Below are 13,266 nucleotides of genomic sequence, written 5' to 3'. Positions count from 1 at the left end.
GACAGTGTCGCTGTCAGACAAAACAGGAGTTATGCGAATGCCATTAACTGAACAACAGCTACAACGCATCATGCCGAACGCCCGCCGCCAAGCGGGCGTTTTTGTTTCCGCCTTAAACGCAGCCATGACCAACCGGCAAATCAACACGCCAAAACGCCAGGCGGCGTTTCTCGCCCAGGTCGGTCACGAATCCGGCCAACTGCAGTACGTTCGAGAACTGGGCGGCGACCAGTACCTGAGAAAATACGACACCGGCAATCTGGCGGTGAAATTGGGGAACACTCCAGAAGCGGATGGTGATGGCCAGCGCTATCGCGGTCGCGGCTTGATCCAGATCACCGGACACAGCAACTACCTGCGCTGCAGCTTGGCGCTGTTCAATGACGAGCGTTTGTTGCGCACGCCGGAACTGCTCGAGCAGCCGCAATGGGCGGCCGAGTCGGCGGCATGGTTCTGGTGGGTACGCGAGCTGAGCGCGTTAGCGGATCGAGACGAGTTCGAGGCAATCACCCGCAAGATCAATGGCGGGCTGAATGGTCTCGCGGATCGGCTGCAGTTGTGGGAGCGGGCGAGGGCAGTGTTATGCGTCTCGTCGACCTGATGCCGGCGTCGTATCGAATGATCGCTGCCGGTGGGTTGTTGGTCGCCTTCGCAGGTGGTTCTGCCGCGTTGGCTTGGCAGGTCCAGGACTGGCGATACGGACAACAGATCGCTGAACAGGCTCGCCTGCACACCGACACCCTTAATCAATTGGCCTTGGCTTCGGCCGCGCAACAGCGCGCGGAACAAGGCAAACGTTTTGCCCTGGAGCAGCGCTTGTCAGCCAGCGAACAAACCCATTACCGAGCCCTGAGCGATGCCCAACGTGATCAAGGTCGCCTGCGCGACCGCCTTGCCACTGCTGATGTGCGCCTGTCAGTCCTACTCGACGCCACCGATTCAGCCAGCGGCTGCGCAATGTCAGCCACCCCCTCCGCCGGCAGCGTGGTTCATGGTCCCACAAGAGCCCAACTTGACCCGGCGCATGCTCAACGAATTATCGGCATCACCGATGCCGGCGACCAAGGACTGATCGCCTTGGCGGCCTGCCAGGCCTACGCCAAAGAAGTCTCAACACCGAAGTGAAAAAGAGCGGCCGGGGTGGATGCGTCAACATCCAGCCCAACCGCCGTCCCTGCAGAACGTCCCTGCAAGTCCAGCCAAGGCTCTTACTCCGTGCACGAAGCGCGGCGAGCCTAGCACCTGTTTATATATACAGTAAAGGTCTTGCTCTCTATGTCCACACCCATCATCCCTTGGATGGGCGGTAAACGCCGCCTGGCCGACCGTCTTATCCCGCTTTTTCCGCCGCACGAATGCTACGTCGAAGTCTTTGCCGGCGGTGCCGCGCTGTATTTCTTGCGACCCCAGGCCGCGCCCGTTGAAGTCCTCAACGACATCAACGGCGATCTTGTCACGCTGTACCGCGTCGTGCAGAACCACCTCGAAGAGTTCGTGCGCCAGTTCAAATGGGCGCTCAGCTCACGCCAAGTGTTCGAGTGGCAGAAGATGACGCGCCCCGAAACCCTTACCGACATTCAGCGCGCTGCACGTTTCTTCTACCTGCAGCACCATGCCTTCGCCGGCAAAGTCACCGGGCAGACGTTTGGCACCGCGACCACCGGCCCGGCCATCAACCTGCTGCGGATCGAGGAAAATCTCTCGACCGCCTGGCAGCGCCTGTCCGGGACTTACGTCGAAAACCTCCCTTGGCTTGACTGCGCGGAACGCTACGACCGTGCCCACACCTTCCATTATATGGACCCGCCGTATTGGCAGACTGCCGGGTACGGGGTGGATTTTCCGTTCGAAAATTATGAGCGGATGGCCGACTTCATGCGGCGTTGTAAAGGCAAGGTGATGGTCAGTATTAATGACCACCCAGACATCCGTCGCGTGTTCGAAGGCTTTCATTTCGAGACGCTGGATATTCGCTACAGCAACATGAATCAGCGCGAGGCGCGCGCCGAGGTGAGCGGCGAGCTAGTAATAATGAATTGGGAGCCGGCGGCGTTGGGAGGACTCTTTTAAGAACTGAGAACCGGGCGTTTGGACCTTTTGGGGTAACAAAGGGTCCATTGTTTTCATCCGTTACCTGAACGCTGCGTAGAGACAACTTAAATGGGCGGCAATCATTTTGATGACAGTCGCCTTGGGTTTCCGCCGAGCTTTAAGTGATGGGCGCGGATGACGACGTGAAGGTAAAACTTCGCGATCACCCATTTCCTTTGTAATCGCCGCCTTGAATTTCCCTCTTAGGTTCAATCAATCCGCGTCCCTGATTGCGAACATTGTCCAGGGCCGGGTCGATCTTGAACCATTCGAACTGCTCAGCGGGCTCGCACTGCAGCATCACCTGCTCGGCGCGCTCCTCGGGCGTTGCCGGGTCCAGCCATTCGCGGGCCAACTCTGGTGACAACGCCACCGGCCGCCGATCATGAATATCGACCATGCCGTCGGCGCTTTCGGCGGTGATGATCACAAAACCATTGTGTCCACCGGGGGCTTGCTCGGGGTTGGGATATTGGCCAATCGCGCCGCAAAAAATCGGGGTCTGATCACGATGGCGAATCAGATAGGGCTGTTTTTTTGGCCCGCCTTCGTCTACCCACTCGAACCAGCTGTCGATAGGGATTAACGCTCGGTGCGGCCAGAGCGCCCGAAAAAAGGATAGACACGATGTGACCAACACTTACCGAAATCCGTTTTGGGGCTGGTATTGTTTAAAATAATTTCCTGCTAGTTCTTGCGCGTCCGCTAGCTGTGTTTTGGATAGCTGTTTAGCTGCACGATCTCGAAACTCACTGACACTAAAGTCCCCATTGGCAGCAGCGACAGAGAACCAGACATACGCCTGTTTATAATCCTGCGGAACGCCTTTACCGTTGGCGTAGCTAAACCCGAGAAAGGACTGGGCATCGACTGTGCCCTGCTCAGCGGCCTTGCGGTACCAGAAAACCGCCTGTTTATAATCCTGCGGAACGCCTTCACCTTCAGCATAGATATTCCCAAGGCTGGACTGAGCAGAAGCGTCGCCCTGTTCGGCGGCCTTGCGGTACCAGAAACCTGCCTGTTTCGCATCCTTTGCAATACCACCTTCACCCAAGCCGTAGAGCCCCCCGAGGAGGGACTGAGCAGAAGCGTCGCCCTGTTCGGCGGCTTTGCGGAACCAGACCACCGCCTGTTTCCAGTCCTTTGCTACGCCCCCACCCGTAAAGTATTGCATTCCAAGATTTACCTGCGCCTTGGCATAGCCCTGTTCGGCGGCCTTGCGGAACCAGACCACCGCCTGTTTCGCATCCTTTGGTAAACCTGCACCGTAGGCGTAGCAAGCCCCAAGTTTTGACTGGCCCTTTGCATTGCCCTGTTCGGCGGCCTTGCGGTACCAGACAGCCGCTTGCTGAGCGTCCATCGTAACGCTCTCGCCCTTGGAGTAGCTATCCGCGAGGTTGAGTTGGGCTTCGACATCACCCTGTTCAGCCATTCTCCGAATCTCTGTCAGATCCTGCGAAGCACAGGCATAGCTGGCTGACTGTAACAAGCACAATGCCAGGAAGAACGAGCGCGCATAGCGCTTGTAAGGGGGTACTGCGGTTGACTGGTTCACGTCCCTGCTCACTCTGACTTCAAAAAGCGCCGAGCTTAATCGATAGGCGCGGATGGCGCCGGAGTGATTGCGGGCTGCGCTGGTGCTTGTCCGGGCCCAAGAACCCGGAATTGAACATAAATCCCGTTATAGGTAACGCGGCGGACCTACCTCTGGCGCACCAATTGGCACTGGGTCAGCTCGCCCGGAGGACCGTTACGGGTCAGGGTCAGGCCTTCCAGCTTTCCGGCCGGCTCACCGTTGTAATGAAACACGTCGCCTTCGAGCGTTCCCACCTCCCAAGCCCCCTCGAAATATCGGCCTTGGCGCAGCTCGCCTACCTTGATCCTTTCGGGATCAAGTAAGTCGTAGCAGGCTTTTGGGTCGTATTGCTCGCTCATTGCTGGCGTCCTTGTATTGGTGTTATGGCCCCCGCCAGAATTGACCCTTTAGGCGGGGTTCCTTTCAGGCGGAAAAATTATTTCGATTGGATGCAAATTTTATCCGGTACCGGTTGCGGCCCGCTGTAGGCGTCTTGGCGTTCTCGCTCACGTTTAGCGCGCTCACGGCATCACACCCGCCCATCGGCTGCAACCATCCCGCGCCAATTGGATCGACAGATCGCGCTTTTTCAGCGAGGATTATTCAGCATCGACTGGAGCAATGCCTTCATCAAATCTGCATACTCGTTCCGCGCATCCTGCATATAAGGCTGCATAGCGCTGAGGTCGCTATTATAGGCCACCACACAAGTATTATTGGTTGAATTTGCCCAATATTTAACCTGGTCAGGGTGGCTTCGCATTTGAGTATTTAAATTGTTTAACATTGGCTGATACCGCTGATAATATTTGTCGGCATCTGAGTAAACAATGGACGCCAAGGCGTAATCACGCATCATGTCGTGATTTTGTTCTTCATTAGAAGGTAATCCATTGTCTTTTAAGAATTGCTGAAACGCACTGATGAGCGCCGAGCAGTTCGCATATTTTTCAGCCTTGTCCGCGACGTAAGGTCGGTGCGGCGCTACGGGCATGTGCTCGGGATATGGTTCTTTCGGGATGGGGATTGAGGTGGGCTGACGTTTCGAGCTTGTTTTATCTGCAGCAATGGTCATCAAAAAACTGCTGCTGTCGGAACGCAACATGCTCAGGAAATTGTCAATGCCTTCGAGGGCAGGTTGCAACTGGTTAGTGTTGCACATCCCTTCCAGCACGTTCCGGTCATTTCTCAAGTCCTGTTGTGCTGCCTGTCGCAAGGCCGTAATGCGAGTAGGAGTTGATTGCGGCTCGATATATTCTGGCTTTATATCTTGTAGTGTCGAGGCAACCAGCGTCGGATACAGGAAGACTATAGCTGCGCCGCAGGTTTCATTGTTCGGTTTAAATGCGGACTCTAGCATGCTTTCATTTGCGTAAGTTCGAAAGTTCTGAATATTTTTCAGTGCTAGGGTGTTTGATTTATAGTCTGGGATATATGGATTGCCATTCTCTTTTACGATTTGAACATAAATGTCGCTGAGTTTTGACAACGCTGCATAATTATCAACTGGCGAGCCCGGTTGGACAGAGCCGAGTTTCTGGAAGTTTACAAGATGACCTAACTGGTCGAACAAAGCGTTGTAGTGTTTGAGTTCGCTGCCGTCGCTCACTTGTGCACCGAAGCTGCCATAGTTCTCCTCAGAAGCGACCTGTCCAGCGTTGGAGGCAAGGGGGAGCAACGTAAAAAGCCATAGACTAATGGCGGAGACTCTTCTCATTGGCAACATTGCCTATCCTTAGTAATCATAGAGCTCCCATGTGGTTGCTCATTCTCATGATTGGAACATTCAGTTGGATTTTGGGTGAGGCCCAAACCAAGCATGATAGTAAAGTGCCGCCACTAAAGCATCTGGATATGTTCAAAAAGCCTTGAAGCCCTTTTATTTACGGCGCCGTAGGGCTTTTTTCTTAGGTACTCAAACACAATCGGCGTGTGAGGGATATAGGGTAAGCTTCCGTTTTTCTGGCTTGGAGGCCGAGCGCATGTGGTGGCAGTCTGTATTTGATTATGCGAAACAGGCTTGGGAGGCAATGGTCGTTGCTGGTGTCATTGGCTACGTCGTCGCAGCGTTGAAGCCGATCTCGACCATAATAAAAGCCATCATGGACCACCGAAAAGGGAAAGGCCGGGTGAAGGCTGAAGGAATGCTGCTACCTGACTTTCAGAACCGTCAAGAAGATGCTCGCCGCGTTTCCCGGGGCGGCTATATGGGGAATCTGCTAATCGAATGTCTCGAGGTCAAAGTCCGGAATATTGGCACACTACCTGCCTTTGTTGAGAATGTATGGTTGACTGACTCTGATGGTTCTGTTTATTGGGCCTATAAAATTTCAACGTGGAGCAATATTCTGGTTCGTATCGGTGAAGAAGCACCTACGGAAATTCCGCCAGGATCTAATCATGTGTTTCTCGTCCGCGTTCCTTTCGAAAAGGACATCAGCGAGCTGCTCGAGTGGAGCGTTTCATTTAACAATGGCATTCTGTGGAAAGTCAGACTCAAAACTTTTCGGCAGCGATTGCCATCTTGGGTACCATTCAGCAGCCGCAGTGATCACTCAAGGTTAGGGCAAAATTAGGGCAAATTGGAGACCGCTATAGGCCGCGCAAGGCGTATATGCGACGCGGATTCTCCCGGTTAATGCGGCCTACAGCGGTATGCGGAGCTAGTCGCTCGGGTTCGAATCCCTATCTATGCCCTTTACCAGAAATGCAGCGACCGCATCCAACCCAGGCTGTGTGAAAACACCTGCAATTGTCTAATCTTCTGATCGTCGAGATCGTAGCGGGGACGATCATGAAGCGATTCATTGAAGGCGAGGCCCGGACGCAAGTGACGCTGCTGCCGGAGTGCCTGGACGATTACGTAACCCAAGAAAATCCAGTCCGTGTGGTCGACGTTTTCGTCGATGAACTCGATCTGGGCGCACTTGGGTTTGAGGGCGTCGATCCTGCTGCAACGGGTCGTCCGGCCTATCATCCAGCGATCTTGTTGAAGATCTATATCTACGGCTATCTCAATCGGATTCAGTCCAGCCGCCGGCTGGAGCGTGAGGCCGAGCGCAACGTCGAGTTGATGTGGCTGACGGGGCGTTTGGCTCCGGACTTCAAAACCATTGCCGACTTTCGCAAAGACAACGGCAAAGCCATTCGCAGCGTCTGCCGACAATTCGTAGTGCTTTGCCGCAATCTCAATCTCTTCTCCCAATCGATCATCGCCATCGACGGCAGCAAATTCAAAGCCGTGAACAACCGCGACCGTAACTTCACCCAGGGCAAAGTGAAGGCACGCATGCAGCAGATCGAGCAGAGCATTGATCGATATCTGGCGGCGATGGATTCGGCGGATCGGGCAATGCCCGAAGTGGCCGAGGCCAAAACCGAGCGGCTTAAAGAAAAGATAGAAACACTGAAAAAGCAGATGCAGAAACTCAAGGACATCGAGTTGCAGCTCCACGAAAGTCCAGACCAGCAGATCTCCCTCACAGACCCAGATGCACGCTCAATGGCCACAAGCGGCCGAGGCACCGGAACGGTTGGCTACAACGTACAAACAGCTGTCGACGACAAACACCATCTGATCATCGCCCATGAGGTGACCAACGTTGGTAATGACCGGGCGCAACTCAACAATATGGCGAACCAAGCGCGTGAAGAGATCGGCGCTGAGTCGCTGACGGTGGTGGCCGACCGAGGCTATTACAAAGGCTTGGAAATCCTTGCCTGCGAGCAGGCGGGCATCACCACCTTCGTACCGAAACCCCTGACTTCCGGCAGCAAAGCCGAAGGCCGATTTGGTAAGCAGGACTTCATCTACGTTACTGCATCGGACGAGTATCGATGCCCCGCGGGACAGTTACTGACCCGGCGGCATTCTTCGATGGAAGACGGCATGCTACTGCACTGTTATTGGTTCTCGGGTTGCCAGTCCTGCGCAATGCAGAAGCAGTGTACGACGGGTAAGGAGCGCCGGATAAAGCGCTGGGAACATGAAGCCGTAGTCGATGCGATGCAGGTACGGCTGGAAAATGATCCAACGATGATGAGGCGTCGCCGACAGACCGTTGAACATCCTTTTGGAACGCTCAAATACTGGATGGGAAGTACCCACTTCCTGACCAAAACCCTTCCGCGGGTAAGCACTGAGATGAGCCTTCATGTGCTGGCCTACAACCTCAAACGAATGATGAGCATCTTCGGCATCGCAGGACTGCTTGAGGCGATCAGGGCGTGAATCCCGCCGTTTGATCGTCCGTGAGCGGCTGTTTGGGCCGCTGGCGCGGCCCAAACAGCATTACGAACACCTATGTAGCTTACTGGGGCAATTCGCGCTTCCGTCTGCTGGTTTCGCAGGCAATCCAAGCAAATCCCGGTTTTCAATGAATCCAGCGTGTTTTCACACAGCCTGAACCCATTGCAGCCCCTTGTGCCCATCAGTAGACGGGCAAGAACAACCAGTTGGTCACCGACGACCGCGTCCAACAGAAGCCGCCGGCTACGAGTCCTCGAAAGTGCGGAGACTCGTGTTTCCGTAAACAGTGCGGAGCCTTCATAGTGAGACTGAAATCAAAATGCTAGACTAACGACAAAATCTTACTGCATCTCGCGAGGGCAAAGTTTGGAAGTCTCAAAATTTATCTCTAAATGCGATGAATACTTTGCAGAGTATGAAGCAGCTGGGTATCGCACCCCTAAGGGGTATGAAAAAATATACTCACTAGCACGGCATAATATCGGTGACCCGAAAACGGTTCTTCGAGCATGTACTTATCTTCGACAGAAGATGGTAATTATGCGTCATCAGCAAAAACTCAACCATGAAAAATATTTCCCAGTTCTAGATGCGATTCGAGACGCAGCAAGACAAGCTCCCGCACAGGGAATACTGGTGCCACCAGAAACAGATTGGAGTGAGCTGCTCAAGATAGTAATTGAAAATCGAAAAGAACTTTGTTTTTTTGATGGTCCTGCATCGTCACCTCTGGACGAAAAACTGGACACATTCGCTTCCTCTTACCAAAGGCTGACTAGTATTGGCGTTGAGATTGTAGAGAGGGACTATCAGTTTTACATATCTGAGCAAAGCAACAGACTAATACAGTCCGAGATTGAGCGTCTGTGCGCAGCCTATGGCGGCGATAACATGCTAGTCGCTCTAACCCAACGACTAGGCAAAACATTTAACAGCACAACTGGGCGATTCATGGAATACCGCCGTGTCTCAATGGGTACAACATCGGTGCAGGCAGCTTTGCCGTTCGGGTACCTCTTCGCGCTGGGAGTCAAGCATGCAGGGTCAAAAGGCTTTAGAAATTCGTCGCACTTTGATCATTTGCTGATTTTTATATCTGATCTAATAGTTGTTTTTGAGATCCAACCTTATTCTCAGTTCGAGGCTATGCATCTCGGCGAAGAAGTCATGCTGGATTTTATTAAAAAAAATATGCTTTATGACAGTTTAGTGGGACTTCCTCAGATCAAAGCAAATTGCGCTTTCGACTTGATAAAGCTTGTGCATACAAAATTTTCCGAGGCCAACTACTATTCACATAATGTAAAGATCAAAGATGTGACTAGGGTCGCCCTAGCGCTGATTTCGTTGTCTGACACCAGGCGGTTTACCACAGTGACCGCCAAGGAAATTGCATCAAAAACTGGAATTGCAGAGTTTAAAGTCCAGGAAGCAGTGGAGCGGGTGCTGAGTGCCGCGTCAGGCTCGGCCAACTCAGAACTGGTGTTCCCTCCCTCAAGTCTCGCGATAGACCACTACTTCAAACCAATCATCAAGGTCGGAAATCAATATAGAATTCTTCCAAAAAGTATAGCTTCATTAGGGGCACTAAACGCAGTTTGCAATTGCATATCAAGACCTGACGACGAATGGTCAAATCCGAAGGATAGTGCTTTAGGCTACGCAATTGAAGATTTTCTAAGAGATAAATTAATACGCAAAGGCATAAGCATTTTCCACGGGAATCGGATTGGTGGCGAACTGGAACTTGAATCAGATCTGATATGCGAAACAAACGATAAAATCTATATATTTGAAATGAAAAAGAAAGGACTGACTCGTCAAGCGTTGTCGGGAGATGAGCCGAAAATACTTTCTGATCTCGCAGATAGCGTGCTAGCGACTCATGTACAAGCAATGCGCATAGAGAATGTGCTCAAAAATAATGGATCAATCACCTTGGCCAACGACGGAAATGAGAAAACTGTCTATTTAAATGGGCGCGCTGTGACTAGAGTTTCGGTAAGCCTTCATGATTTCGGAGCATTGCAAGATAAAACCGTTTTGCAGCGCATCCTCACCATTGCTGTATTCAGCGAAGTAAGACATCCTGACAAAAAAATAGATGAAAATCTAAAGAAATGGAGGAAACACTCGACCGAACTGCAGCGGCTTGCAGGCGAGAATGGGGAGATTGGAGTTAAGGGCAGGATTCCATTTTACAGTTCTCTATTTATGAGTATTCCGCAGATAATTATGGTGCTGGAAAACTCAGACACTCCTGGAGGTTTTTTTAAGCACATGGCTAGCCTCGTCTCAATGACTACAGGAAGTCGTGACACCTACACTGAGTTCTTAAATCGGTTACATTTTGTGGAACAGTGCAAGGCTGAGGGCCTTGATATTTGATATCTGAACCAGATATGTCGTATGGCTTGAGGAAGCGCGGTTCACCGCTCCTGAAGAACCTCGATTTAGGTTGACTGACTTCCTCAGGGCGTGATGCGGTCGGTCGTGTAACTCGTCGAATATTTTTAATGAATGAACCAAGTCGATCTACGAAAGACAATACCATTACCACGAGTAGGTAATCATGAGCGGCAGCCTCGCGAACTCAAACGCTGCCCTCACGTTCGATAACCAGAATCCGTGCTTCCCCACGAGGATGCGCAACATGTTCACATCCCACTTCCGCAAAAAACACGTCGCCAACCACCAGTGTCACGATTCGCTCGATGCCCGACTCGCGATAATGCATATCGACCGTGCCATCGAGGAGTGCAAATACCTCTTCACCATCGTTTACATGCCACCTGTATGGCTGGTCGGTCCAGTGGAGACGGACCGTGGTTCCGCCCATGTTAGCGATGTCGTCAGCACCCCAAGCGCGAGTGGCGGTGAAATCTTTGCTTCGAATAATTCTCATCGACAGTAGTTCTCTAGCACTGAATTTCTATCAATTTAACAGAACCTTCGACCGTCCGTTGCTGGCCGTTTTTTGCCTGTCGCGAAGGACGGAAACCGACCCATTACGGCCCTTCACGGCGTCTACAAATCTAGGGGCGATTCATACCCTAGGTTAGCGTCTGAAAATACCGTTGGTCTCCAATATGCGCTACTTGGTCACTATGTAGATTCCGTGTGCTACACCCTAATGTGTCCGTAAGGCTGGCCGCTGATGGGCATAGAGGGAGTTAGCCAGTACATCCTGATTATGCGAAGCGATTGTGATGGCTATGTTTGTAGTGCGCGGGCGTGGCTCTTTCATCAATTAGGACACTGTCCATAACCTCTGAGAACCCTTGCATGACCATAAGAAGACAATCGACAGAGCTGGCGCGAAATTGCCCGGTTAGCACCGTGGCTAGCGCAGCGTCAAAAAAACCACAGCAAATAGATCAGCGCACTCTAAAATTATTGGTAGGGTTGATAGCTATCTTTTTGGCGAACGTTTGCAGTTTTTTTGCAGTCTCTGCAATAGATTCAATCAGCGCTTCATACGTAGAGGGGGGGTGGGCGCGCGATTTTTTTGTGGGTTCCCTATTCGCAATATCTGCGTTCTTGGTAGCCTATAATGGTGTATCGACACTAGAAAAATACATAAGCAAAATAGCTGCAATGGCTGCAATGGGTGTCGCATTATTTCCATGTGATTGCGTTAATGGCATTGTAGAAGAAGGAGCGAAACTATCCGGCCTCACATGCGGGCAGTTAGATGCCATGGGCAGAGCGTCTCCTGTGCACTACGTCGCAGCTGCCACGCTTTTTATAGTACTGACTATTTTTTGCCGGATTTTTTATAAGCGTGCTAAAGACAAAAAACATAAAGAAGCGATACTTCGGATGCGTATCTACGCGACTTGCGGGGCTGTAATGATTGCATCTATTGCATTTATGGCTACAGGCTCTTTATTACATACTAAGTTCGGTATTCCACGTTTCACCTTCCAAGGTGAACGTGCTGGCTTGATAGCCTTTGGCATTTCATGGCTCACGGCAAGTAAGGTTTTGCCTGGACTGTCAAGCAATGAGGAAAGGCTAAAGCTTTTTAAAGGCAAAACACCTGAAGGGCCAGTCAAGCCTGTGGCTTAGTCAGAAACAGTCGGCCGAGGCTTCGAATGACCTTCACTTCAGACGCCCCTCCAGTCAGGGTACCCGCTAAGGGTTTCGAAGACTAAAGGCGAACCACTCAACATGGATCAATTTCGTCGATGCGCAATGCTCCGAGTAATATGCATGCTTGGAAAACATTAAAATAAGTCGAGCCGGTAAATTTATAAAATAGCCCATCTATAATCACTGATAAAAAATCAGACCACAAAAGCAATATCAAAAAACTTTATATTACGCTTGGTTATTAGATGGGCGGTACCATCGCACCTTGAAGTGCAGCTTTTCACATCTAATATCCAATATCAAAACAGAGGAGAGCTGTCATGAGCGATGCAACCTACAAAATAATCACCAGGGACGACTCTGGTGGGGCCCCACTACTCATAGTGAAATTTCAGGTCGAATATGAGGTAATCCTCAATGCTGATCGTTTTACAGAGCTGCAGAAGACGGTTGCTCAATTTTCTGATGGCGTCACTGGCGACAAGCTAACGCCTGAGGAAACTCTTCTCTGGGAGGACGAACTCAGGCGAATCGGCTCGTATCGAAACGCGATTGGGGAGCTTGCACCCTATCAATTCATGGAGCTTGAGACAAAGCCAAAAACCATCCCCAGAGGTCTTCTACACCAGATACTTACTACCTTTGAGGAAAACGCCAAAAGCGAAATCAGACTATTCGTTACTGGTTCTGTCCCAAACTTTAGCCTAAATATAAATTGGGGAACTTTAACGTATACCTTTCCAATACCCCAGGATCAAATAGAGCCAAGTAAAACCGCCTTCTCTCAGGCCTCGGTGGCAGCCCAGAAATGCATTAATGAAGGACAAGACCCAGATAAAGCAACGCAATCAATTCTAGATACTATAAAAGCCGTTGCTGGGACTGGAAAAGTTACTATTGACATATATAAGTGCGCCTCAGCAATGAGCAAAGCCTCAAGAAGTGGCGTGTTAGGAATTCTTGGTGCTTTCGTCACTTCTTGCACGGACATATTCGCAGACTTAAGCACTCTCATTGAGAACTTTATTAAAGAGCAGGAAGAGAGGGATGCTGCCGCAAGACAGAAGCAACAGGATGAAGTCGATGCAGGTATCGATAGAATCTCGAAGTGCCCAAATATCGATGCAGGGATTGAGAAAAGTAGAGATATCGACCGTGCCGAAATCATCAGTCGAACTGCATAGCCTCATCAACCCTTCGTTGACGACCAACAGTTGATTTTCCCCATCCAATCCCGGGCCCCCCTATGGTAACT

The 13,266-nt window shown here is 51.3% G+C and carries 12 protein-coding genes and 1 pseudogene; 8 read left to right on the top strand and 5 right to left on the bottom strand.

Annotation, left to right across the window (positions count from 1 at the left end; all coding sequences use genetic code 11):
* Positions 1–37 precede the first annotated feature (37 nt).
* The 3 genes from F7R06_RS06315 (at position 38) to F7R06_RS06305 (ending at position 2,070) form a co-directional block, all read left to right on the top strand.
* A complete protein-coding gene (locus F7R06_RS06315; protein ID WP_090321339.1) occupies positions 38–601 on the top strand; it encodes a glycoside hydrolase family 19 protein in 564 nt (187 codons plus the stop codon).
* The gene (locus tag F7R06_RS06310; protein ID WP_090321341.1) at positions 583–1,125 is read left to right on the top strand and encodes a lysis system i-spanin subunit Rz; all 543 of its coding nucleotides are present in this window, start codon (positions 583–585) and stop codon (positions 1,123–1,125) included. Before F7R06_RS06315 ends, F7R06_RS06310 begins: the two co-directional genes overlap by 19 nt.
* Before the next feature lie 150 nt (positions 1,126–1,275).
* Positions 1,276–2,070, top strand: coding sequence for a DNA adenine methylase (locus F7R06_RS06305; protein ID WP_090321344.1), 795 nt, complete (start codon positions 1,276–1,278; stop codon positions 2,068–2,070).
* A gap of 184 nt (positions 2,071–2,254) precedes the next feature.
* Here F7R06_RS06305 and F7R06_RS06300 read toward each other — a convergent pair.
* The 4 genes and pseudogenes from F7R06_RS06300 to F7R06_RS06285 form a co-directional block, all read right to left on the bottom strand.
* Positions 2,255–2,707, bottom strand: a pseudogene (locus F7R06_RS06300) (SOS response-associated peptidase family protein); the annotation flags it as partial.
* A 24-nt stretch (positions 2,708–2,731) separates the two neighbouring features.
* Positions 2,732–3,646 carry a tetratricopeptide repeat protein gene (locus F7R06_RS06295; protein ID WP_139204776.1) on the bottom strand — a complete coding sequence of 305 codons (915 nt, stop codon included), beginning with the start codon at positions 3,644–3,646 and terminating at the stop codon, positions 2,732–2,734.
* 146 nt (positions 3,647–3,792) lie between these two features.
* Entirely contained in the window at positions 3,793–4,026 is a 234-nt protein-coding gene (locus tag F7R06_RS06290; protein WP_090321353.1) for a hypothetical protein, read from the bottom strand.
* A 230-nt stretch (positions 4,027–4,256) separates the two neighbouring features.
* Positions 4,257–5,393, bottom strand: a complete 1,137-nt coding sequence (locus tag F7R06_RS06285) for a hypothetical protein (protein WP_090321355.1) — start codon at positions 5,391–5,393, stop codon at positions 4,257–4,259.
* A 256-nt stretch (positions 5,394–5,649) separates the two neighbouring features.
* Here F7R06_RS06285 and F7R06_RS06280 point away from each other — a divergent pair, with 256 nt between their 5' ends.
* The 3 genes from F7R06_RS06280 to F7R06_RS06270 all read left to right on the top strand — a co-directional run bounded on the left by F7R06_RS06280 (position 5,650) and on the right by F7R06_RS06270 (position 10,304).
* Positions 5,650–6,243, top strand: a complete 594-nt coding sequence (locus tag F7R06_RS06280; RefSeq protein WP_090321358.1) for a hypothetical protein — start codon at positions 5,650–5,652, stop codon at positions 6,241–6,243.
* A 218-nt stretch (positions 6,244–6,461) separates the two neighbouring features.
* Complete coding sequence (locus tag F7R06_RS06275) at positions 6,462–7,898, top strand: IS1182 family transposase (protein WP_090321361.1); 1,437 nt, start codon at positions 6,462–6,464, stop codon at positions 7,896–7,898.
* Positions 7,899–8,282: 384 nt separating this feature from the next.
* Entirely contained in the window at positions 8,283–10,304 is a 2,022-nt protein-coding gene (locus F7R06_RS06270; protein ID WP_139204777.1) for a hypothetical protein, read from the top strand.
* Positions 10,305–10,509: 205 nt separating this feature from the next.
* Here F7R06_RS06270 and F7R06_RS06265 read toward each other — a convergent pair whose 3' ends face one another.
* Complete coding sequence (locus tag F7R06_RS06265) at positions 10,510–10,821, bottom strand: cupin domain-containing protein (protein WP_090321370.1); 312 nt, start codon at positions 10,819–10,821, stop codon at positions 10,510–10,512.
* Positions 10,822–11,201: 380 nt separating this feature from the next.
* Between F7R06_RS06265 and F7R06_RS06260 the strand changes: the two genes are divergently transcribed.
* Positions 11,202–11,987, top strand: a complete 786-nt coding sequence (locus F7R06_RS06260; RefSeq protein ID WP_139204778.1) for a hypothetical protein — start codon at positions 11,202–11,204, stop codon at positions 11,985–11,987.
* A gap of 344 nt (positions 11,988–12,331) precedes the next feature.
* Positions 12,332–13,195, top strand: a complete 864-nt coding sequence (locus F7R06_RS06255) for a hypothetical protein (RefSeq protein ID WP_090321373.1) — start codon at positions 12,332–12,334, stop codon at positions 13,193–13,195.
* Positions 13,196–13,266: the final 71 nt, after the last annotated feature.

It is taken from the genome of Pseudomonas moorei (assembly GCF_008801475.1).
GTDB classification, from domain to species: domain Bacteria; phylum Pseudomonadota; class Gammaproteobacteria; order Pseudomonadales; family Pseudomonadaceae; genus Aquipseudomonas; species Aquipseudomonas moorei.
The sequence above is the reverse complement of the archived record's forward strand: the minus strand, read 5'-3'. Positions and strand labels throughout refer to the sequence as shown.

Excerpts from the sequence above, each read along its gene's own strand:
- F7R06_RS06310 (WP_090321341.1), top strand. The coding sequence starts at position 583 with ATGCGTCTCGTCGACCTGATGCCGGCGTCGTATCGAATGATCGCTGCC.
- F7R06_RS06260 (WP_139204778.1), top strand. The coding sequence starts at position 11,202 with ATGACCATAAGAAGACAATCGACAGAGCTGGCGCGAAATTGCCCGGTT.
- F7R06_RS06315 (WP_090321339.1), top strand. The coding sequence starts at position 38 with ATGCCATTAACTGAACAACAGCTACAACGCATCATGCCGAACGCCCGC.
- F7R06_RS06280 (WP_090321358.1), top strand. The coding sequence starts at position 5,650 with ATGTGGTGGCAGTCTGTATTTGATTATGCGAAACAGGCTTGGGAGGCA.
- F7R06_RS06275 (WP_090321361.1), top strand. The coding sequence starts at position 6,462 with ATGAAGCGATTCATTGAAGGCGAGGCCCGGACGCAAGTGACGCTGCTG.
- F7R06_RS06265 (WP_090321370.1), bottom strand. The coding sequence starts at position 10,821 with ATGAGAATTATTCGAAGCAAAGATTTCACCGCCACTCGCGCTTGGGGT.
- F7R06_RS06285 (WP_090321355.1), bottom strand. The coding sequence starts at position 5,393 with ATGTTGCCAATGAGAAGAGTCTCCGCCATTAGTCTATGGCTTTTTACG.
- F7R06_RS06255 (WP_090321373.1), top strand. The coding sequence starts at position 12,332 with ATGAGCGATGCAACCTACAAAATAATCACCAGGGACGACTCTGGTGGG.
- F7R06_RS06305 (WP_090321344.1), top strand. The coding sequence starts at position 1,276 with ATGTCCACACCCATCATCCCTTGGATGGGCGGTAAACGCCGCCTGGCC.
- F7R06_RS06290 (WP_090321353.1), bottom strand. The coding sequence starts at position 4,026 with ATGAGCGAGCAATACGACCCAAAAGCCTGCTACGACTTACTTGATCCC.